General features: G+C 63.8%; 20 protein-coding genes. 14 read left to right on the plus strand and 6 right to left on the minus strand.

The genetic code is table 11. The features are described 5' to 3' along the window. Positions 1 to 11 precede the first annotated feature (11 nt). Positions 12 to 446: a hypothetical protein gene (locus AB3G45_RS01630; protein ID WP_367828902.1), complete on the plus strand. Its 435-nt coding sequence runs from the start codon at positions 12 to 14 to the stop codon at positions 444 to 446. Between the two features lie 93 nt (positions 447 to 539). Here the strand turns inward: AB3G45_RS01630 and AB3G45_RS01635 are convergent, their stop codons facing one another. From AB3G45_RS01635 to AB3G45_RS01645, 3 genes are read right to left on the minus strand one after another with little or no spacing between them, the layout of a single operon-like run. Beyond that, positions 540 to 1112 carry a UbiX family flavin prenyltransferase gene (locus tag AB3G45_RS01635; RefSeq protein WP_367828903.1) on the minus strand — a complete coding sequence of 191 codons (573 nt, stop codon included), beginning with the start codon at positions 1110 to 1112 and terminating at the stop codon, positions 540 to 542. A gap of 1 nt (position 1113) precedes the next feature. After that, positions 1114 to 1689 carry a carboxymuconolactone decarboxylase family protein gene (locus AB3G45_RS01640; RefSeq protein ID WP_367828904.1) on the minus strand — a complete coding sequence of 192 codons (576 nt, stop codon included), beginning with the start codon at positions 1687 to 1689 and terminating at the stop codon, positions 1114 to 1116. 54 nt (positions 1690 to 1743) lie between these two features. Continuing rightward, positions 1744 to 3786 (minus strand): tripartite tricarboxylate transporter permease, encoded by a 2043-nt coding sequence (locus AB3G45_RS01645; RefSeq protein WP_367828905.1) that lies wholly within the window; start codon positions 3784 to 3786, stop codon positions 1744 to 1746. A 151-nt stretch (positions 3787 to 3937) separates the two neighbouring features. On the opposite strand from AB3G45_RS01645, the gene AB3G45_RS01650 reads away from it, so the two are divergent. The 12 genes from AB3G45_RS01650 to AB3G45_RS01705 are packed head-to-tail and all read left to right on the plus strand — an operon-like array spanning position 3938 to position 16344. Beyond that, the gene (locus AB3G45_RS01650; RefSeq protein WP_367828906.1) at positions 3938 to 4612 is read left to right on the plus strand and encodes an SRPBCC family protein; all 675 of its coding nucleotides are present in this window, start codon (positions 3938 to 3940) and stop codon (positions 4610 to 4612) included. A gap of 1 nt (position 4613) precedes the next feature. Then, entirely contained in the window at positions 4614 to 5429 is an 816-nt protein-coding gene (locus AB3G45_RS01655) for an IclR family transcriptional regulator (protein ID WP_367828907.1), read from the plus strand. Next, positions 5426 to 6301, plus strand: coding sequence for a xanthine dehydrogenase family protein subunit M (locus tag AB3G45_RS01660; protein ID WP_367828908.1), 876 nt, complete (start codon positions 5426 to 5428; stop codon positions 6299 to 6301). The genes AB3G45_RS01655 and AB3G45_RS01660 overlap by 4 nt, the downstream gene beginning before the upstream one ends. Beyond that, positions 6298 to 6780 carry a (2Fe-2S)-binding protein gene (locus tag AB3G45_RS01665; RefSeq protein WP_367828909.1) on the plus strand — a complete coding sequence of 161 codons (483 nt, stop codon included), beginning with the start codon at positions 6298 to 6300 and terminating at the stop codon, positions 6778 to 6780. The genes AB3G45_RS01660 and AB3G45_RS01665 overlap by 4 nt, the downstream gene beginning before the upstream one ends. Positions 6781 to 6785: 5 nt before the next feature. After that, positions 6786 to 9122, plus strand: coding sequence for a molybdopterin cofactor-binding domain-containing protein (locus tag AB3G45_RS01670; RefSeq protein ID WP_367828910.1), 2337 nt, complete (start codon positions 6786 to 6788; stop codon positions 9120 to 9122). Next, entirely contained in the window at positions 9119 to 9922 is an 804-nt protein-coding gene (locus tag AB3G45_RS01675; RefSeq protein WP_367828911.1) for an IclR family transcriptional regulator, read from the plus strand. The genes AB3G45_RS01670 and AB3G45_RS01675 overlap by 4 nt, the downstream gene beginning before the upstream one ends. A 24-nt stretch (positions 9923 to 9946) precedes the next feature. Then, positions 9947 to 10984 (plus strand): Bug family tripartite tricarboxylate transporter substrate binding protein, encoded by a 1038-nt coding sequence (locus AB3G45_RS01680; RefSeq protein ID WP_367828912.1) that lies wholly within the window; start codon positions 9947 to 9949, stop codon positions 10982 to 10984. 53 nt (positions 10985 to 11037) lie between these two features. Next, a complete protein-coding gene (locus tag AB3G45_RS01685) occupies positions 11038 to 11760 on the plus strand; it encodes an enoyl-CoA hydratase/isomerase family protein (RefSeq protein WP_367828913.1) in 723 nt (240 codons plus the stop codon). A gap of 3 nt (positions 11761 to 11763) precedes the next feature. Beyond that, positions 11764 to 12549 (plus strand): alpha/beta fold hydrolase, encoded by a 786-nt coding sequence (locus AB3G45_RS01690; RefSeq protein WP_367828914.1) that lies wholly within the window; start codon positions 11764 to 11766, stop codon positions 12547 to 12549. Positions 12550 to 12578: 29 nt separating this feature from the next. After that, complete coding sequence (locus tag AB3G45_RS01695) at positions 12579 to 14201, plus strand: UbiD family decarboxylase (protein WP_367828915.1); 1623 nt, start codon at positions 12579 to 12581, stop codon at positions 14199 to 14201. A 58-nt stretch (positions 14202 to 14259) separates the two neighbouring features. Continuing rightward, on the plus strand, positions 14260 to 15261 hold the full coding sequence (locus AB3G45_RS01700) for an XdhC family protein (RefSeq protein ID WP_367828916.1): 1002 nt from the start codon (positions 14260 to 14262) through the stop codon (positions 15259 to 15261). 3 nt (positions 15262 to 15264) lie between these two features. Beyond that, a complete protein-coding gene (locus AB3G45_RS01705; RefSeq protein WP_367828917.1) occupies positions 15265 to 16344 on the plus strand; it encodes an AbrB family transcriptional regulator in 1080 nt (359 codons plus the stop codon). Here the strand turns inward: AB3G45_RS01705 and AB3G45_RS01710 are convergent. The 3 genes from AB3G45_RS01710 to AB3G45_RS01720 form a co-directional block, all read right to left on the minus strand. Continuing rightward, complete coding sequence (locus AB3G45_RS01710) at positions 16341 to 16829, minus strand: TIGR02444 family protein (RefSeq protein WP_367828918.1); 489 nt, start codon at positions 16827 to 16829, stop codon at positions 16341 to 16343. The genes AB3G45_RS01705 and AB3G45_RS01710 overlap by 4 nt on opposite strands. Before the next feature lie 216 nt (positions 16830 to 17045). Next, a complete protein-coding gene (locus tag AB3G45_RS01715; RefSeq protein WP_367828919.1) occupies positions 17046 to 18068 on the minus strand; it encodes a Bug family tripartite tricarboxylate transporter substrate binding protein in 1023 nt (340 codons plus the stop codon). A 333-nt stretch (positions 18069 to 18401) separates the two neighbouring features. Beyond that, positions 18402 to 19457 (minus strand): aminopeptidase, encoded by a 1056-nt coding sequence (locus AB3G45_RS01720; RefSeq protein WP_367828920.1) that lies wholly within the window; start codon positions 19455 to 19457, stop codon positions 18402 to 18404. Between the two features lie 204 nt (positions 19458 to 19661). Here AB3G45_RS01720 and AB3G45_RS01725 point away from each other — a divergent pair, with 204 nt between their 5' ends. Then, a complete protein-coding gene (locus AB3G45_RS01725) occupies positions 19662 to 21440 on the plus strand; it encodes a thiamine pyrophosphate-binding protein (RefSeq protein ID WP_367828921.1) in 1779 nt (592 codons plus the stop codon). Positions 21441 to 21449: the final 9 nt, after the last annotated feature.

Consider the following 21449-nt stretch of genomic DNA (forward strand, 5'->3'; position numbering starts at 1 on the left):
AGGGGTGAAAAATGACAACCGAACAAACCGTTTCTCAACGCTGGGAGAACTATCAGCCCTCCAAGACACTTTGGTTCTGGTCCATGGCCGGGGTCGCTGTCGTCACGATGATCGTTGGTTTTTCTGCCGGCGGCTGGACGACCGGCGGCACCGCGACGAAGATGGCGGAAGATGCAGCGCGCACGGCGCGCGCTGAACTGGTCGCCAATCTCTGTGTCGAACGATTCGTCACCGGACCGAACGCCAGTCAAAAGCTTGCGGAGCTGAAGGACACATCGTCCTATCAGCGCGATACCTTTATCACCGAAGGCGGCTGGATTACACTTGCCGGCATGCAACGCGAGGCTCCCGGGGCCGCAGATCGCTGTGCCGAGCACCTGGTTGCCATGGAGGCATTGCCCGCCATTGACACGACCGTAGTCGAGCCGACGGCGACGGATAGCTGACTTTAAGATATTGTGCCCGGCGGAGCGACACTCGCCGGGCAGGCAATAGCGCGGCCCCGAGCCGGACGACGGCGCGGACCGTTTCGGCGCCCCTCATGCGTCGTTCGTTTCCGTCCAGCGCTTGACGTTGTGCGTATCGATATCAAACAGGTCGAGCGCGCGTCCGACCGTCTGGTCGATAATATCCGCCAGGGTCTTGGGCCGGTGGTAGAACGCGGGCACGGGAGGCATGACGATCGCGCCGTTCAGCGTCGCCTGTTCCATGAGACGGATATGACCGGCGTGCAGCGGGGTCTCGCGAAGAAGGAGCACCACGCGTCGGCGCTCCTTGAGGCAGACGTCGGCGGCGCGCACGATCAGTTCGTCATTGTAGCTGTTGGCAATGCCGCTCAGCGTCTTGACGGAACAGGGTGCCACCAGCATGCCTTCGGTCTTGTAGGACCCCGACGAGAGGGATGCCCCGATATCCTTGAACGCATGCACGGTATCGGCAAGCGCGCGGACGGCGTCGATCTCGTAGTCGGTCTCCTCGCCGATCGTCCGGATGGCGGAGGGCGACAGGATGAGGTGGGATTCGATACCCGCGATATCCTTCAGCATCTCCAGCGCGCGAATGCCGTAGATCACCCCGGACGCACCGGTTATGGCAACGATGAGCCGGCGCATGTCATGCCCCCTCGTTTGTATTGCGTAATTTGGCGAAGGGCCGCACCGCCCCTTCGGGAACGCCGATGTCGAAGACGTTCAGCGTCATGGCGACGAAGCTGTAATAGCCCGCGATCGCCACGAGGTCTATCATGCCGTCCCGGCCCAGTGTCGCGATACCGCGCCGGTAGCTCTCCTCGGCAAGGCCGCGGGATGCATAGAGTTCCTTGGAGAGGGCGAAGACGCAGGCGCTCTTTTTATCGGTGAAGTCGGGGGTGTCGTCGGTTTCGATGGCGTCGACAATCTCCGGCGCGATACCGGCTCGAAGCGCCTCCCGCTCGTGGGCATGCCACTCGTACTCGCTCATCCAGTGCCGGGCGGTCACGAGAATCACAAGCTCGGAGAGTTCCGCCGGCAGCGACGTGCCGTAACGGGCATAGGCGCCGAGGCTCTGCCCGCGCCGCGCGAGTTCCGGCCGGAACAGCCAGGCCTTGAGCGGGGCAGGAAGGCTGGAGCGGGGACCGGCGAGGGTCTCTTCGCAGATTTCGCGTTGTTCGGGCGACATGGTCGCCGGGTTCAGGTCTGGCAGGCGGGGCAATCTTGCACCTTCGATTGGCGCGCGGCAGGTCCGGCCCGCCGCGCCTGTTCATATCTAGACGGTGGGTATGATCGTCAGAGCGGGGACGAGCTTGCCGAGCAGCGTTGCCGGCCAGGGAATGTGCATGATGCGGTCGGCCAGGACATGGATGAAGACGGTGAAGCAGACCGCCTGGGTTATGCTCAGCCACCAGGGTTCGCGTCCTTCGATCCGCATATAGGCGATGATGAAGAAGAACGAGCTGGGAAGGAAGCCGATCAGCGAGACGCCGACAATGAACGAGCCGAACCACGCCAGAAAGATGCCCGACCGCACGAGGAAGGTGCGGGTGTCGATGGTCTCATCCCGGCTGATGTCCATGTGGACGGCGGATTCGCGCTGTTCGCCCTCGCGAAGGCTGACCCCGCTTCTGCGGAGAACCTGATAGAGCAGACTGATGCCGGCGGTGATCATGAAGACGCAGCCCATGATCAGGGGCGCGGTGTTGGCGGGTGCCCGCCAGCCCGTGGCCTGGACCATCATGATGCCGACCACGACGATGAGCAGCACGTAGAACAGGTCGGCGACCTTGAATGTGGGCCGGTGAAACTCCAGCAGCATGCGCTTGAGCCCGCCGCTGCGCTTGGTCTCGCGCAGGAAAGGCCGGATCATGCCGAGAACGGAAACGGCGAGGATGACGATCACCGCCGGCCGTAGCAGCCAGTCGGAGCCGTAGCGCATGATCGAGATCGACATGTAGCGTTCGATCAGCGCACCGAGAACGAAGCCGAGCATGAGGGGCGGGCGGGCCCAGCCCAGCCGTTTCATGGTCCAGCCGAGCACGGAGAAAACCAGAAGCGCATAGATGTCGCCCCAATCGCGGGTTTCCTGATAGGCGCCCATGAACACAACGCACAGCACGATCGGCAGGATGAGCGTGTAGCGAAGCGTCGCAAGCTTGGCGAGCTGGCCGGAAAAGAGGAAACAGATGCCCGCGCCCAGGATGTTGGCGATGGCGATCGACCAGATCATCGAGAAGGTGATCTCGATATTGGTCGTCAGCATTTCGGGTCCGGGGACCAGGCCCTGGATGAGGAAGGCGCCGAGCAGGATGGCCATGCTGGCGCTGCCGGGCACTCCGAACGCGATGGTGGGAATGAGGGAACCGGCCGTGATGGAATTGTTGGCGCTTTCCGGGGCGATGAGCCCGCGCACGTCGCCTTTTCCGAAGGTCTCGCGCGCGCCCTTGACCGTCTGCATGGCGTGGCCATAGGCGAGCCAGTCGACGACGGAAGCGCCGAGACCGGGAATGGCGCCGACGGCGGCGCCAATGCCGCCGCAACGCAGCACCAGCCACCAGTTGCGCAGTGCGTCGCGCACGCCGACACCCATTCCCTCCCGGACGTCGTAGCGGGAATGGCTGGCGATGGCTGCCCTGCGAATGGCAAGGTCGGCAAGCTCGGGAACGGCAAAAAGACCGAGCGCGATCGGAACCAGCGGCACGCCTTCCCACAGATAGAGCTGCCCCATCGTCCAGCGCAGCGTTCCGGTCTGCGGGTCGGTTCCGATCATTGAGAGCATGACGCCGAGGCTTGCGAGCGCCAGGCCGCGCAGCGGCGCGCTGCCCGACAGTGTTGCCACCATGGAGACGCCGAAGATGGAAAGCGCGAGCAGTTCCGGGCTGCCGATCTGGAGGACGAGCGGGCGCATGATCGGGATGAGCATCGCCAGCAGGGCGGCGCCGAACAATCCCCCGATCAGGGACGCGGTATAGGCGGCGGCAAGCGCGCGCCCCGCTTCGCCCTTCTTCGCCATCGCATAACCGTCGAGCACGGTGGCCTGGGCGGATGATCCGCCAGGCACGCCAAACAGGATCGCCGGGATCGTGTCGCTGGTGCCGGTGACCGACTTCATGCCCAGGAGAAGGGCGAATGCGGTCACGGGATCAAGCGTGAACGTGAAGGGAAGCAGCAGCGCCAGCCCCAGCAGGCCGCCGATTCCCGGGATGATGCCCAGCGCCAGACCCATCAGCACGCCGGCCGACAGCATCATGAGGCGGTAGGGTTCGAGCACGCTGAGCATTGCCGAGCCGGCAACCCCCAAGAGCGAAACGTCCATGTTCGAAATTCCTCCTATTTCGCACGCGTGGCCCGTCCCCGTCGTGGTTTGGGCCATTCATTTTCCACGAGGCGGAATTAGTTTCCGTCTTGTTGACATGTGACTTGGACCTGATGCTAATTGCAAGAAGAGCAGAAAATAATTCCGCCAAATGGAATTTATTTGGGTCGATTGTGCGCGGCGCAATGGCCGGAAGCATAAGTACCGGAGGAGCATCAGCGTGAAACTGCAGAACAAATTCGACGTGCCGGCCGCGCCCGACGAGGCCTGGCAGACGCTGATGGACGTTCCCGGCATCGTCGGCTGTGTTCCGGGCGCCGAACTGGTCTCCAGCGAAGCGGACACCGTCTACAAGGGCCGTGTCTCGGTGAAGCTCGGCCCGGTGGCGCTCAAATTCAACGGCTCCGCGACGATCGAAACGGCCGATCCGGTCACCCGCATCGCCCTCATACGCGCCAGCGGAGCGGACCAGCAGGGCCGGGGAAATGCCGGCGCCGTCACGACGATGCGCGTCGAGCCCTCGCAGGCCGGTGGTTCCACGGTGACGCTCGACACCGACCTGCAACTGTCGGGGCTTGTTGCGCAGTATGGGCGCGCGTCGGGCGTGATCACCGCGGTGTCCAGTACCATCATCTCTCAGTTCGCGGAGAACCTGCGCCGCCAGATCACCGCCCAAAAGCAGCCAGGCGTGTCTGCCGGCAACGAGGCGGCGATTTCCGCGAAGCGGAAAAAGGCGCCCGCCGGCAATGCCATGGGCGGCGCCATGATCTGGAAGATTTTCGCGGCATGGTTCGGCAGCCTTTTCGGCGCGTCGAGAAAGGGCTGACATGTCGTCGACCATGTCCGCGCTCAGGCGGTCCCACACGATTTTGCTGCATGTTGCCCAGGCCGGCGAGCATGCCACCCTGGGCAGCATCGCCGGCGACCTGGGAATGCCGCAATCGACGGTGCACCGCGTGCTGTCGCAACTTGTCGAGGAGGGGCTGCTGGTGGTTGGCCCGGGAGGGCACTACCGTCTGGGGTGGAAAGCCCTTCAACTGGCGCGCCGCATCTGGAACGCCGCTTCCGACGAGGCCCTGGCACTGCCGCTGATGCGGGAACTGTCGGAGACGACAGGCGAAACCGTCACCCTCAACAAGTACATTCCGAGCGAAGGCTTTTGCGTCTGCCTTGCGGTGGCCGAGACCTCCCATTCGCTGTCCTATGCCCTCAATGTCGGCGACACGCGCCACCTCAACATGGGAGCCGGTGGAAAATCGATCCTGGCGGGAATGAGTGACGCGGAAGCCGAGGCAGTCATTGCCCGCCACGGCCTGCCATCGGCGACACCGGATACGGTCACCGATCCCGAAAGGCTTGTCGCCGATATCGCGCTGATCCGGAGCCGCGGCTATGCGGTCTCCAACGGCGAAAGCGTGGAGGGAGCCATCGGCTACGCGGTTCCCATCTTCTACCGCGGCGAGATGGTGTTCGGTTCCATGGCCGTGACCGCGCCGCAGATCCGTTTCCGCGCGGAATGGGAGCGGGACTGGCTCGCCGCGCTGGTCGAGAAGGCCCGCACGCTCTCCGAACTGCTGGGCGCCTCGCAGCGCAAAATCACCTCCTTCTATCCGCCATTTCAAACGGAAGCGGTCGACATATGAAGCCCTCGCCTTTTACCTATCATGCCCCCACCACGACGGTCGAGCTGGCCGAGCTGCTCGGCACGCTCGACGATGCGCGCGTCCTTGCCGGCGGCCAGTCGCTGATGCCGATGATGAATTTCCGGTTCCTCCAGCCCGGCCATCTCGTCGATCTCAACACGGTGGGCGGCCTTGCCTATGTCGATATCCAGAGGGATTACATCGAGATCGGTGCTGCGACGCGCCAGCGGTTCCTGCAGCGCTCGCAGGATATCGGCCGGCACATGCCCATCATCGTCGAGGCCCTGTCGCATGTGGGGCATCGCCAGACGCGTGCCCGCGGCACGATCGGAGGATCGCTCTGTCACTTCGATCCGTCGGCCGAGCTGGTCAATATGGCCGCGCTGCACGATGCCGTGCTGACGGTGACAAGCCTCGATGGCGATCGCAATGTCAGCTTCGGTGAATTCGGCCTCGGCTTCCTCACGACCTCCGTCCAGCCCAACGAGTTCCTGCGGTCGGTCCGTTTCGCGCGCTGGCCCGAAGGCCACGGCTACGGCTTCGAGGAATTCGCCATGCGCCACGGCGACTTTGCCATCTGCGCCGTCAGTTGCCTCATGGCGCTGGACGACAGGGGCACGATCGACAGGCTGGCGGTCGCGGTTTCCGGCGTGACCGAGACGCCGTTTCGCCTGGCCGAGATGGAGGTCCGGTTGCGGGGCGCGAAGCCCGATGCCGCGACGGCGGATGCGCTCGCCGCTGCCGCGGGTGAGATCGAAGCCATGAGCGATGCCTACATCACATCCGATTACCGCAGCCATCTGGCGCGTATCATCACGCGCCGCGCCTTTGCCAAGGCCGCCGCGCGCGCCGATCAGAGAGTTCGAGCATGAAAGATTTGCGTACCATCTCCGTGACCGTCAACGGCACGGTCCATTCCCGCGAGGTCGAGACCCGGCGAACGCTCGCCGATTTCCTGCGCCTCGATCTCAAGCTGACCGGTACGCATCTCGGCTGCGAGCATGGTGCTTGCGGCGCGTGCACCGTTCGGGTCGAGGGCGAGGCGATCCGCTCGTGCCTGATGCTGGCCGTCCAGACCAACGGCAAGTCGGTCGCAACCGTCGAGGGCCTCGCCAAGGACGACATGCTGACGCCCCTGCAGAACCAGTTCTGGGAGAAGCATGGCCTGCAATGCGGGTTCTGCACCCCCGGAATCCTGATGACCATGACGGAGTTTCTCGAAGAGAACCCCGACCCGACGGAATCGGAGGTCCGCGATGCCCTGTCGGGCAATATCTGCCGCTGCACCGGCTACCAGGCGATCGTTGACGCGGTGATGGCGACGGCGGCTCAGGAGCGGGGAGGACGATGATGCGGATGCACACATTCGGACAGAGCATAAAGCGCAAGGAAGATCCGGCTTTTCTGACCGGCAAGGGGCGGTATGTCGATGATATCGAACTGCCGAACATGGCCCACGCGGCGTTCGTGCGGAGCCCCCTGGCCCACGCGAAGATCAAGTCGATCGACGCGAGCGCGGCGCGTGCGATGGACGGCGTCATCGCCGTCATCACTTACCACGAGCTTCCCGAAACCTTGAGGCAGCGCCGCCTGCCGCTGGTCGTGCCGGTCGAATCGCTCACCAATCCGCGGCTTCCCTACACCCTGGCGCGCGACGAGGTCTGTTATGTCGGCGAAGCCATTGCCATCGTCGTCGCGGAAAACCGCTACATTGCCGAGGATGCGGCGGCGCAGGTCATGCTCGACCTGGAGCCGCTTGGCGTGGTTGCCGATTGCAGGGCTGGCCTTGCGGACGGCGCGCCCCGGTCACATCTGGGAGCGGACTCCAATGTCGCGGCGATCATGCCTTCCGTGACCGGGGACATAGAGGGCGCCTTCGCGAGCGCGGCCCATGTGTTCAAGGAATCGATCTTCCAGCATCGGGGCGGCGCGTTCTTCATGGAGTGCCGCGGCGCAATCGCCCACTACGATCCATTCAGCGAAAACCTGCTCGTCTACGTCTCGTCGCAGGGCGTGCATCGTATCAAGCGGTCCTTCCACGAGCTTTTCGATATCCAGGATTCGAAATTGCGCATCGTCACACCGGATGTCGGCGGCGGGTTTGGCCCGAAGGGGTCGTATTACGTAGAGTACGGCGCGGTTGCAGCGGCTTCCATGGCAACCGGGCGTCCGGTCAAGTGGATCGAGGACCGCCGGGAGAATTTCGTCGCCACCCATCAGGAGCGCGACCAGTACTGGGACGTGGAGATCGCGGTCGACGAGGACGCCAGGATCCTCGGCGTCCGCGGCACGCTTACGCACGATAACGGCGCCTATACGCCCTGGGGGATAGTCCTGCCGTGGATTTCGGTCGCAACCGTGCCCGGCCCCTATGTCGTGCCCGCCTATGACATGACGCTCATATCGGTCATCACCAACAAGGTGCCCACCACGCCGGTGCGCGGCGCCGGTCGCCCGCAGGCGGTTTTCGTCATGGAGCGGCTCCTGGAGCGCGTCGCCAAGGAACTTGGGCTCGATCCCGCCGAGGTTCGCCGGCGCAACTTCATCACGCCCGAACAGATGCCCTACGACGTCGGCGTCATTTTCCGCGACGGCCGGCCTGTCGTCTATGACAGCGGCGACTATCCGAAATGCCAGGCCGTGGCGCTCGAGGCCGTGGACTACGAGGCCTTCGCCGAACGCCAGAAGGCAGCGCTGGCGGAAGGCCGCTACATCGGCATCGGCATCGGCAATGCCGTCGAGGCCACCGGGCTGGGCCCCTATGAGGGCGTGACGGTACGCATCGGCACCAATGGCAACATCACCGCCTATACCGGCGCCACGCCGCAGGGCCAGGCGCACAAGACGACGCTGGCGCAGATCGTCGCCGACCATTTCGGCGTCTCGATCGACGCCGTCACGGTTGAGACCGGGGATACCTCGACCATCTCGTTCGGCATCGGCACCTTCGCGTCCAGAACCGCCGTCAATGCCGGTTCCTCGGCGCATCTTGCGGGCAAGGCGGTGGCGACCAAGGTGCGCGAGATCGCCGCGCAACTGCTCGACGTCACGCCCGACGATATCGAACTGACCGAGGGCGTCGCCCGGGTGAAGGGACCTTCCAATCGCTTCAAGACGCTGCGGGAAATCTCCGTCTATTCCCTCGGGAAGCCCGGTTTCTCCCTCGCGCCCGGTATGACCCCCGGCTTGGAAAACACCGCCTATTTCACACCGACGCAGTCGTCCTATGCCAATGGCACGAGCGTCGCAGAGGTAGAGGTCGATATCGAGACGGGGCGCGTTCGCATCAACCGGCTCGTGATGTCCCACGATTGCGGGCGGGTGATCAATCCCATGGTGGTCGACGGGCAGGTCGTCGGCGGGGTCGTCCACGGCGTCGGCAATGCGCTCTTCGAACGCATGGTGCATGATGACCAGGCACAGCCGCTTTCCACCAATTTCGGTGAATACATGCTGCCGCTTGCAGCCGACGTCCCGCGGGTCGAGATCCACCACCAGGAAACCGCGAGCCCCAACAATCCGCTCGGGGTCAAGGGTGCGGGCGAGGGGGGAACGATTCCCACCATCGCGGCGATCATCAATGCCGTTGCCAACGCGCTGACGCCTCTCGGTGTCCATATCGCCGAGGCCCCGTTGTCGCCGCAGCGCATCATCCAGTTGATCGACGAAGCAAAGGCAAGGAGCGGCGCATGACGGAGGGAAGCGTCCCCATGAATTCGGCGAGCTATGCAGAACGACTGGTCGCCGTGCTCAAGATCTTTGCCGAGGGGCCGGGCGTGCTCTCGATCAGCGAAATCAGCGAAGCCCTCAAGCTTGCGCCGAGTTCGACCCACAGGCTTCTCGGGCCGCTTGTCGAGCAGGGGCTGATCGACCGTGCCTCGAAGCGGCGCTATCGCGTGGGAACGGAACTCTTCCGCATCGCGGCCCTCGTCGAGACGCGTTACAGCCTCCTCAATATCGCCAAGCCGGTGGTCGCCAGGACGGCCGAGGAAAGCAAGGAGACCTGCCTTCTGGCGATCGTCACACCGTCGCGCAGCCGCATCGTTCTCGCCCACAAGGTGGATTCGGCCTATCCGCTGCGCTTCAAGTTCGATCTCCTGATGAACATTTCCCCGATCTGGGGATCGCTCGGCCGCGCGGTGATGGCGTGGCTGGAGCCGGGCGAGCTGCGCCGCGTCCTGTCCGAGGGCGGGCCGTCTCCGTTGAACGAGGCGCCGATACCAAGTCAGGATGCGCTCGCGACGGAACTCGCCACGATCCGGCGCCATGGCTATGCGCGCAGTATCGGGCAGCGCGCCGCGCCCGACGCCATCGGAACCTCGGCTCCCGTCTTCGATGCGACGGGGGTCGTCTGCGGCGCCCTCGGGGTCGTCACGCCCGAACATCGCATGACCCCCGAACTGGAGCGGCAGCTCATCAAGCTCGTCCGCGCCAATGCCGCCAAGCTTTCATACATGATGGGCCATTCCGGCCGCATGCTCGACGTGAGTTGATCCATTTCATCTTTGGGAGGAAACATGATGAAGTATTCGAGAACGAGACGTCTTCTTCTGGCGGGAGCGTTTGCTCTTCTGGCCGCCGCACCGCAAGAGGCCTTCGCCCAGACCGTGGAGGAGTTCTACAAGGGCAAGACCCTCGAGATGATCATCGGCTACGCGCCGGGCGGCAGCAATGATGCCTATGCGCGCGCCGTGGCCAATCACATCGGCAAGCACATCCCCGGCAATCCGCAGGTCATTCCCGTCAACATGCCGGGCGGCGGCAGCCTGCTTGCCGCCAATCACATCGCCAATATCGCGCCGCGGGACGGTTCCATCCTCGGCGTGGTCGCCTCGACGATTCCGCTCGACGAGCAGCTCGGTTCGGAGAACATCCAGTTCAAGTCGGCCGAATTCAACTGGATCGGCCGTGTCGCGTCGAACACCAATGTCACGTTCGTCAACGCCTCGACCAATGTGGCGACCTTCCAGGATGCTATCGCCACCGAAACCATCCTGGCGGCGACGGGGGCGAGCTCGACCGTGGCGATCTATCCCTCGGTGATGAACACCATGGCGGATACGAAATTCAAGCTCATCATGGGGTATGAGGGCTCTGCCGAGGCCATGCTGGCCATGGAGCGCGGCGAAGTCGACGGGCACTCGACGAGCCTTGCCGCCGTCATGACGTCTCATCCCGAATGGATGACCAACGGCAAGGTCAATTTCCTCGTGCAGTACGGGCTGACCCGTCATCCGGAACTGTCGAACGTCCCGACGGCAATCGAGCTGATCAAGGATCCGCAGGAGCTTGCCGCGACACGCCTGATCCTCGGGGGCGTCGAGGTCGGCAAGCCTGTCCTCACCGGCCCGGGTGTGCCGGCAGATCGCGTCGAGGCCCTGCGCCGCGCGTTCGATGCAATGCTCGAAGATCCGGACTTCGTCAACGAACTCACTCAGCAGCGGCTCGAAATTTCACCCATGTCGGGCGAGGAACTCCAGAAGGTCGTCAGCGAGGTGGCATCCGCCACGCCCGAATTGATCGCGCGCGTCAAAGCCGTCTGGCCGAACCAGTAGGCCAAGCGAACGTGCCGGCGATGCCGGCACGTTCCGTCACAGGGGAAACATCCATGTTCGACTATGTCCTAGAGTACTCGCGAGACGGCGCCGTCGCGACGATCGATCTCAACCGCCCGGACGAAGGCAATAAACTGACCCGTGAGATGATGCGCCTGCTGACGCAGAAGCTGCACGCACTTGCCGGCCAGGATCAGTTGCGTGCGGTGGTTCTTGCTGCACGCGGGCCGGCCTTCTGCCTTGGACGTGATGGTCGCGGTGAAACGCCCGGCGCGCTCTCGGCCTACGAGACGCGCGAGCAATCCATGGCGGCGGTGCTCGATCTCTATGCGGCGATCCGGCAGGTGCCTGTCCCGGTCGTCGCGAAGGTTCATGGCGACGCTCTGGGGTTCGGTGCCGCGCTTGCCGGGGCGTGCGACATCACGCTGGCTGCGAGTAACGCGAAATTCGCCTTCAGCGAAATTCACCATGGCATTCCCCCGACCATGGCGATGACCGCCGTCATGCGGCATCTTTCGCCCAAGGCCCTTGCGTGGCTCATCTATTCGGGAGAGACGGTCACCGCGGCGCGCGCCGCGGATATCGGGCTCGCCAGCGCGGTCCTTTCCCAGGAGGCATTCGAGGATGAGGTGCGATCCTTCGTCGATGAGCTGGCGTCCCGCCCGCGCCGCAATCTCGCGACCATCAAGAAATACCAGACCCTTGCCGCCGGCATGGCTCCGGAAGCCGCTTCGGACTATGCCGGCGCCCTGCTCGCACTCGTGCGGGCGAGCTGAGCGATGCAGATCGTCACGCGGTCCAAACTGAGGTTGCACTATCAGGCGCGCGGCGTCGGGCCGGCCATCGTGCTGCTGCATCCCGTCGGGTTGCGCGGTGCCTTCTGGGATCCGGTGATCGACGGGCTGGAGGATCGCTTTCGGGTGATCAGCCCGGATCTGCGCGGTCATGGCGGAAGCGACGTGCCGGCCACGGATTTCACCCTCGAGGATATGGCGCAGGACGTGATCGACCTCATCGAGGCCGTGGGCGCGCCTCCGGCCGTGGTCTGCGGCTGTTCGCTCGGCGGCATGCTGGCCCAGGCGGTAACCATCGCCGCACCGCAGCTCGTCCGCGGCATGGTGGTGATCAGCGCCGGCCACGACCGCGACGAGGCCGGCCGGAAAGCCGTGCTCGCCCGCGCGCAGGCGGCGCGCGCCGGCATGCCGGCAATCCTCGAAACGACGATGGGACGCTGGTTTTCCGAGGAGGTCACACGGTCCGATCCGGCAATGGTGGCGAAGGTCCGTGCCTGGCTTCTCGAAGACGACCCGGTCGTCCATTCGCGGTGCTGGCAGGCGATGGCCTTCCTCGACCACGCCGCCGGCCTCGGCACGATCCGCGTGCCCGCGCTGGCGATCGCAGCGACCGGCGACAAGAGCGTCGCGCCGGCGGTCATGCAGGATCTCGCCGCACGCATCGCGGGCGCCGACTACAAGGAAATCGTCGGAGCGGGGCATCTGTCCCCGCTCGAACGGCCGAACGAAATTGCCGCGATGCTGCGTGCCTTTGCCGAAGCGATCGCTTGACTGAAACGAACACGCCCGCTGGAGGAACCATGGCTGCCCCTACAACACCGCCGCTCAATCTCAACGACCATCTCGACGCGCTCGATGCCGCGGGCCTGCTGGTGCGGATCGATCGCCCGATCAACAAGGACACGGAACTCCATCCGCTGGTGCGCTGGCAGTTCCTGGGCGGGATGGAAGAGGATGACCGCAAGGCGTTCCTGTTCACCAATGTCGTGGATTCCAAGGGCCGCAAATACGACATGCCGGTGCTTCTCGGCGCGCTGGCGGCCTCGCCGCGCATCTACGCCATGGGCATGGGCCGTCCGGTCGGGGAAATCGGCGACGCCTGGAACCACGCCATCGCCAATCCGATTGCGCCGAACCGGATAACGGGAGCGCCATGCCAGGAGGTCGTCGTCCAGGGCGAGGCGCTGACCCGGCCGGACGGCGGGGTCGCGGCGCTGCCGGTGCCGGTTTCCACGCCCGGCTTCGATTCCGCACCCTATCTCACGGCAACCATGTGCATCACGCGTGATCCGGAAACCGGCGTGCAGAATGCGGGCATGTACCGGGCGGCCCTGAAGGCTCCGGACCGCATGGTCATCCGCATGGCGGCAAAGCCCGGCGGTGCCGGCGGATGGCTGCATTGGCTGAAATACCGCGAGCGCGGAGAACGCATGCCGATCGCCATCGCGCTCGGCGCGGCGCCCGTGGTCGTATTCACCTCCCCGCAAAAGCTTCCGGTCGATGTCGACGAGTTCTCCGTCGCCGGCGGCCTCGCAGGTCAGGCGATCGACACGGTCAAGTGTATATCGAATGATCTCGAGGTCCCCGCCGAGGCCGAGATCGTCATCGAGGGCTATATCGATACTTCTGTCCTGGAGCCGGAAGCCCCGTTCGGAGAGAGCAACGGCTATGTCGCGCTCGAAGGCTACAACATGCCGATGATCGTAACGGCCATCACGCACAGGCGGAAGGCGATCTTCAACGCCATCATCAGCCAGGTGACCCCGTCGGAATCGAGTGTCATCAAGAAGGTCGCCTACGAACCCCTGTTCCTGCATCACCTGTCCCGGCAATTGTCGATCAAGGGCATCAGGAAGGTCGTGCTGCACGAGCGGCTGACCAATCTTCGTCCGGTCATCTTCCTGCAATATGCCTACGGCACGCCGCGCAGCGAAGTCTGGCGCGGGCTCTATGCCGCGTCCTCCCTGATGGGCAGTGTCGGCAAGATCGTCATCGCAATCAGCGAAGACATCGATCCCAATTCGGTCGACGCCATCCTCTGGTCGATGGCCTATCGTTCGACGCCCTTGGAGGACGTGTTGATCACGCCCAACAGAGGCGGCGTGCAGGGCGCGCAATACGGCCCTTCGAACACCGATTCCGGCCTGCTGATCGACGCGACCCAGAAGCGCCCGCTGCCGCCTCTCGCCTTGCCCGGAAAGGAATTCATGGAGAACGCCAAGGCGATCTGGGAGGAACTGGGCCTGCCGCCCATCAAGATGGCGTCGCCGTGGCACGGCTATACGCTGGGCGACTGGACGGACCGCTGGGAAACCCTGGCGCGACGGGCCACCGACAGCGATTGGCAGCTCAACGGGGACGACACCTTGCCGCGGCAGCATCCCGGCAAGGGTCCCGAGGATTCCGCGCGTGATCTCGAATAGATCCGTGCCCCGCAGGAGGTGATCGTCAATGCACATCTTTCCAAGGCGCGTTCCGACGATGGCAGCGCGCGTCGAATTCCCGCTCGGCGTATCCGATAGCCAGCCCGACGACGCGCTTACCGCCTTCCGACTGATCGAGACCGGACAACAGGAAGACCTCGGCTGCGCGCTCGTCACCGTCGTCGATGTCATCGGAGGATCGGCGCGGGGGACGGGCACGCATATGGCGGTGCTCGCCGACGGGCGATATTGCGGCTATGTGTCGGGAGGATGCGTGGAGGCGGCCATCGCCGCCGAGGCCCTCAAGGCTATCGAAGCGAGGCGGGATCAGGTGTTGCGCATCGGTTGGGGCTCGCCTCTCATCGATGTGCGCCTGCCCTGTGGCGGCGGTATCGATCTCCATATCCACGTCGCCCCGGATCCCGTGATCGTGCGCGCGGCGATCGAGGCAATGGAGTTCCGCGAGCCGTTCCGGATCGGCTATCTGCCAGGAGAATGCAGGCTGATGTTCGACCAGACGCTCACCGCGGCCGATACGACGGGCTGGGTGCAGGATGTCTTTAAGCGCGTCTACCGGCCGAGGACCCGCCTCGTCCTGATCGGTCGCGGGCTCGAAGTGGAGACGACGGCGCGTATCGCCGCGGTGGCGGGCCTCGAGGTGATCGCCTATTGCGCGGACGGCGAGACTGCGGACGCCGTATATCGCAACGGCGCCAAGGCGCACTGGCTGTCGATGCCATCCGACCGGCCCGATTTCGCGATCGACCCCTATACGGCCGTGGTGTTTCTGTTTCACGATCATGAATGGGAGCTTGGCCTGCTTTGCCAGGTCCTGCGCGAACACGAGCCGTTCTTCGTCGGCGCGCTCGGAAGTCGGCGAACCCATCAGATGCGGATCGAAGCCCTGCGGCTGGCGGGCATCGCCGAAGCCTTGATCGACACGATCCATGGCCCCGTCGGGTTGTTCGGCCCCACCCGGGATGCCGCGTCGCTCGCGATCTCCGTCCTGGGACAGGTGACGCAGGCGCGCGAGCGGGCCGATTCACCCACCGGAACCTGACGTATGACATTGCTCTCGAAGAGGGCGACATGGGCCCGTTTTGCCCTGGCGCTCGTGATCGGCACGGTCGGCGCGGCCATCTTCGCTTATATACGCTTTCCGCTCGCCTGGATGCTGGGGGCGATGTGCGCCTGCACGATAGCGACGCTGCTGCGTCTTCCGGTGCTGCCCGTTGCGCAGGTTCGGCCGGTGATGACGGCGATCGTCGGTGTCCTGTTAGGGGCGAGCTTCTCGCCGGACCATCTCGCCGGTCTCACGGGATGGATACCCACGCTATTCGGTCTTGTCGGCTACGTGCTTGTATGTGCGCTGTTGGTCACGCCGTATTTCCGCCTGGTTGCCGGCATGGATCTGCCGACCGCGCTTTTCGCCGCAATGCCGGGCGGGGTCGTCGAGATGATGCTCCTCGGTGAGGAAAAGGGCGGCGACGGCAGAACGATCGCGCTGGTTCATTCGGCGCGTATCCTGTTCGTCGTGGCGGCGGTGCCGGCGATCATCGCGTTTACCGCGGATGCGTCGATCGTGACCGACGTGCGTTCGACGCGTCCGTCGATCACCCAAACGCCCTTGGCGAGCCAACTGCTGCTGGTCGGCTGTATCATCGTCGGCATGATCGTCGGTCGCATACTGAAGCTACCCGCAAAGTACCTTCTCGGTCCGATGCTCGTGTCAGCCGCCGTGCACATGACGGGCGTCACCGATTTCCAGCCGGCGGCGGAGGTCATCATCGTTGCGCAGGTGGTTCTCGGAACGCTCATCGGGTGCCGCTTCGCCGGCGTCTCGCCGAAGCGCGTCGGTGCCATTCTGATGGTCAGCGCCGGTTCGGTGACGATCATGCTTGCCGTGGCATTGCTTTTCGCCCTGGGGCTCGATCTTGTCTCCCCCTACGGTCTGAAGGCGATCCTTCTCGCCTATTCGCCAGGCGGCCTCAACGAGATGAGCCTTGTCGCCCTTGCCATGGACATCGAGGTCGCCTTCGTCTCCGGCCACCATATCGTTCGTGTGATCCTCGTCGTCGCGCTGGCACAGTTTCTGTTCCGTGGCGCCGTCAAGCTCGCGCCTCGAAAGCAGGACGTCGTTTAGATCGCTTCGACGAGGGCCTCGACAGCATGGGACAAGGAGGCGCTGCGCCCGGGCGCGAAATGCTCCAGCACATGCAGGACGGCTGTCCTGGTGCTTTGACGCGCGTCGGACGCATCGGCCGAGGAGGATCTTTCCGGCGTCATCGCCTCGAGCGTGTCGAGCTCGATATGCTCCGCGTCGAGTTCGGCCGCCTTGATCCGGCCGCGCAGCTTTTCCGTAACCTCGCCGGGGGCGGGGGGCGGTCCGGTCTTCAGTCGGCGGCGGAGAGCCCGCAGCGGGAGAACGATGCTTTGGCGCCAGGCGGCCACGCTTGCATCCGCGTCGGCGACATCGCCTTGCGCGATGGCTTCTCCCCGTATCGCGGCCCGCCATATGGCGTGGATCAGGACGTTGACATCGACATCGCCCTGATCCTGCAAGGCGAGGCACGCCGCCGCAACGCCGTCCCGGCGATAGTAGTCGAGGGCAAAATCCCAAAGGCGCATGGTCGTTCTCCGGCATCGTTCGCTCTATATGGCTCACGGAGCACGGGACATGCCAGAGCGGCGAAAAAAGAGTGCTCGATCGAGCACTCTCTCGGTTGTCCATTAGAGTCTGTCAGGTTCATTCTGAACCAGACAGGCTCTTGGCCTCTTTGTTTTCGTTTGTCTCTTCGGGAAAACCGGTTCCCATTTTTCCCCGACAAACTCTGGCGCGCGAACCTATTCGCCGTAGACGGCCCTGGCTTTGTCGAGCAGTGCGGGATCGATCGTATCGAAGCGGGCGATCAACGCCTGCAGGTCCTCGCCGGACATCGGATCGACCGTGGCGCCGATCGCCGCCGCGTCCTTCAGGAAGGCCGGGTCCTTGACCATGGCGTCGAAGGCGCGGCGCAGGATCTCCAGCCGCTCCGTCGGAATGCCGGGAGTGGTGAAGTAATATTTGCCGATGTCGTTCGAGCTCATGATCAGCTCCATGACGGGCCGGTTCTCGTCCGAAGCCAGCTCGACGGAGGTGGGAATATCGGGCAGCACGGGATCGCGTTCGAGGGCGTGTTGCACGAGGATGCGGATCTTTCCTTCCTTGAACCAGGTGGGATTGGCCGCCATAAGGGCCTCGAAGGTGGTGGAATGGCCTTCGGCCTCGCCGCGCTCCATTGCCAGCATCCCGGCGGCCGATCCTTCATAGCCCATGATGAGCTTGAACTTGGTGCCGAGGAACTGGTTCATTGCACGGGGATAGAGCGAGATCGACGAACCGACATTCGTCGCCGAAAGGATCACTTCGTCCTTCATGGCCTGCTGGATGTCCATGACCTTGCTGGTATGCCAGACCATGGTCACGCTGGTCGACGGCTGGACCCGGCCGATGAAGTTGAAGCCCGACATCTCGAATTCGACATTGTCGATCATCTTGGACTGCAGCGGCACGGCCTGTGAGACGATGCCGATCACCGTTCCGTCCTTCGGGGAGGAATTGTAGAGCTGATTGGCCGCCGCCAGCCCGCCGGCGCCGGGCAGGTTGATCGGTATGATCGTCGGATTGCCGGGGATATGGTCGCCAAGATGGCTTGAGACCACACGGGACAGAAGGTCGTTCCCGCCCCCGGGAGCGAAGCCTATGACAAGTTCGATGGTTTTGCCGGCGTAGAAATCCTCCTGCGCCAGAACGGGCTGGGTGGCAACAAGGGCTGCGAGCGCGACGGTGCCGCGCACCAGCCACTGCATGGCGGTCTGTTTCAGCATATTCTTTCCTCCTGGTATCGACCTCGCCTTCCTCCACGAGGCAATAAAGGAACGGTAGGAAGCAAAATAGAACTTGGCAATTGCTTGAAGGGGGAATTCCGCTCGTCGGAAATTTGTGAGAAAGCCGGGTATTGCTTGATTATTATTGCAACCGGCGCTGCGTAATACAGGCAAGCGGACGCGGCCACGCGCCCATAGGCGGGCGCATGGCGACTTCGCCCGGCTGCGGTTCCAGAGCATTTCCAGCCGAAGCGAAGTCGCTTCGGTGTCGGATAATGCGGCAAAACAGGAATCTAGAGCATTTCCGGTGAACCGGAGTTCACCGGAAATGCTCTAAGCCATGGGCCCGTCGACCGGGCGCAGGAAACGCCCGTGTTCGATCCGCTTGTCGCCGTCGACATAGAGCGTCGGCTCGAGGATGACCCCATCCATGTGAATGTTGGACAGCAGGGTTCCGCCCACGTCGACATTGGTGCCGAGTCCGAAATGCATGGTGCCGAGGATGTTCTTGTCCTCGCGTTGAACGCCCCGGATCACGGCCTTCGAATTGATGCCCACCGATGCCTCCGCCGGGCAGACATAGGCATTTTCGTCGCCATATCGTTCGAGATAGTTGCGCAGGAAATGCGCGTCCGCACCGCCGTCGATCTTCACGATACGCCCGTTCTCGACCGTCAGTTCGATCGGGCTGGAGACCCGGCCGATCTGGTGCATGCACAGGTCGATCACCAGCTTGCCGCTGCCGCTGTATTCCACCGGAGGCACGTTGAATTCACCGTTGGGATAGAGGAACCGCAGCATGTTGGACTTGCGGTTCTGGACCTTGGAGACGTTCTGGATTTTGTAGGGCACGAAGTCGTCGCCCGGCATGTTGGGGATGAAAATGCGGTTTTCGACCGAGTAAGTGAAGTCGCAGCCATGTTTCGACGTCACCCGGCAGTGCCTGGCATCCTTGCCGAAGATGTTGGTGGCGACCCAATATTGCCGGATCGCCATTTCCTTCTGGTCTTCCGTGACCGCGCCGGACTGGAACATCTCCAGCGTCATGCCGCCGTCCATGCAGAGGACCGGAACGCCGGCCTCCATTGCCGCCGAGTTGGCGTGGGCATGCAGCATGCCGGTCGAGGCCAGCAGGATGTTGAGGTCCGAATGCAGCATCGCCTCGCAGACCGTCCTGGGCGGGTCGTAATAATCGGCCGGTCGCGGATCGAACAGCGCCAGCGTACCCTCCGCGCCCAGTTCGCTGACGATGCTCATCACGGCCTGCCAGACCCTCGGATCATGCGCCGTATCGGTCACGATGAGCACGTTCATGCCCGGCTTGATGTTGGCCACCAGGGGCCGGCGCAGATAGTCGAGCGTGCCCGTCATGAGATTGTGCTGCAGCATGCATTCCTCCCTGTGCAGTTCCTCCCGTCGCCCTCGCTATATTTTTGGCGCTCTTGACGGCATCTAAAGTATTTGTATAGCTTGCACGAGTTTATTGGATATTGAAATAAGTAATTCCGCGTAACGGAATTTCAAGGACAGTAATAATTCGAAATTCTATTTCGCGGAATTTCCAGGCGTTGCTGACGATCGGGAGGAGAAATAATGGACAAGTTTGATCGCCCCGCCGGGCTGGAGACGCCCTCGACGCTCGATTGGCAGAGCGACATAGCGGCCGAGATGCTGCGTAGGCTCGACATCCCCTATGTCGCGCTCAATCCGGGCGCCAGCTATCGCGGTTTCCACGACAGTCTGGTCAACTATCTCGGCAACCGTGCGCCGCAGATGCTGTTGTGCCTGCACGAGGACCACGTCATTTCGATCGCGCATGGCTATGCCAAGGTGACCGACAAGCCGATGGCCGCGGTGCTCCACTCCAATGTCGGCCTGTTGCATGGCCTGATGGGCATATTCAATGCCTGGGGCGGGCGCGTGCCGATGATGGTGGTCGGTGCGACCGGTCCCGTCGAGCCGGAAAAGCGCCGGCCCTATATCGACTGGATCCACACCTCCAAGGACCAGGGCGGGTTGCTGCGCAATTATGTGAAATGGGACGACGAGCCGCGATCGGCCGACGGTATCGTCGAGGCGTTCCTGCGCGGCTACCAGATCACCGCCTCCACCCCGCGGGGCCCGGTTTATATCTGCCTCGATGCCGGCCTGCAGGAGCATCCCGCGCCGGAGAACTTCCATATCCCGACGGCAGCGCGCTATCAGCCGATCTCGGCCGCCTGCGCGCCGCAACGCGATATCGCGGCCGTTGCCGATCTCATCCGGGCGTCCCGAAATCCCCTGTTCCTTTTCGGCCGCGGTTCTGTCGATCAAGGCGACTGGGACCGTCGGGTGGCCCTGGTGGAGGCGGCGGGCGCCTATGTCATGACATCGACCCGCGGCAAGGCCGTCTTCCCGACGGATCATCCGCGTCATGCCGCCCCGCCGCTCACCTGGCTCGACGCGGCCGCCAGGCCGATCGTCGAGGCAGCCGATCTCATCATCTCCTTCGATTGGGTCGATCTCAACGGCCTGCTCCGGCAGGTCAATCGCATGTCCGACCAGCTCGAGGCGAAGATCGTGCATGTCACGCAGGACCGCTCGCTGCACAATGGCTGGGACATGGGCTATTTCGGCCTGCCGCCGGCCGATTTCCCGGTCGACGCCAATCCCGATGCTTTTGTTGCGCAGCTTCTCGATAATCTCCGGGAGCGGGGCAAGGACATGTCCACCTGGACGGATGTCGCCCGCGTCGATCCGGGGCCGGCCGAGTTCGGGCCCAACAGCGATCGGGAAATCATCCCCTTCGACCTGGAGGTGGCCGTCAAGAAGATCGCCGAGACCCGCAAGGTCACGCTCGCCAACAACAATATCGGCTGGTCGACGCGTGCTTTCATGATCCGGGGGCCGCTCGACTTCATGGGCCACAACGGCGGCGGCGGCATCGGCGCCGGCCCCGGATTGACGGTCGGCGTCGCACTGGCGCTGCTGGGTAGCGACCGCACGGTGGTCGGTGTGATGGGCGACGGCGATTTCCTGCAAGGGGTGACGGCGCTCTGGACGGCCGCGCACTACCAGATTCCGGCGCTGTTCATCGTTGCCAACAACCGCTCCAACTACAACGACGAGATCCACCAGGCCGCCATGGCCAAGGATCGTGGGCGTCCTCCGGAAAACCGATGGATCGGGCAGCGGATCGACGATCCGGCGCCCGATCTGGCCGGCATGGCCCGGGCACAGGGGGTCGAGGCTGAAGGCCCGGTCAAGAATGTCAAGGACCTGATGGCTGCGATCGAACGGGGGCTTGCCGTCGTGGATGCCGGGCGGCCGTACCTGATCGATGCGCATATCGCACTCGGCTACACCAAGAAGATCGTCACGCGTGGGCATTAGGAGGCAAGG

It is taken from the genome of Shinella sp. S4-D37 (assembly GCF_040812195.1).
Classification (GTDB): domain Bacteria; phylum Pseudomonadota; class Alphaproteobacteria; order Rhizobiales; family Rhizobiaceae; genus Shinella.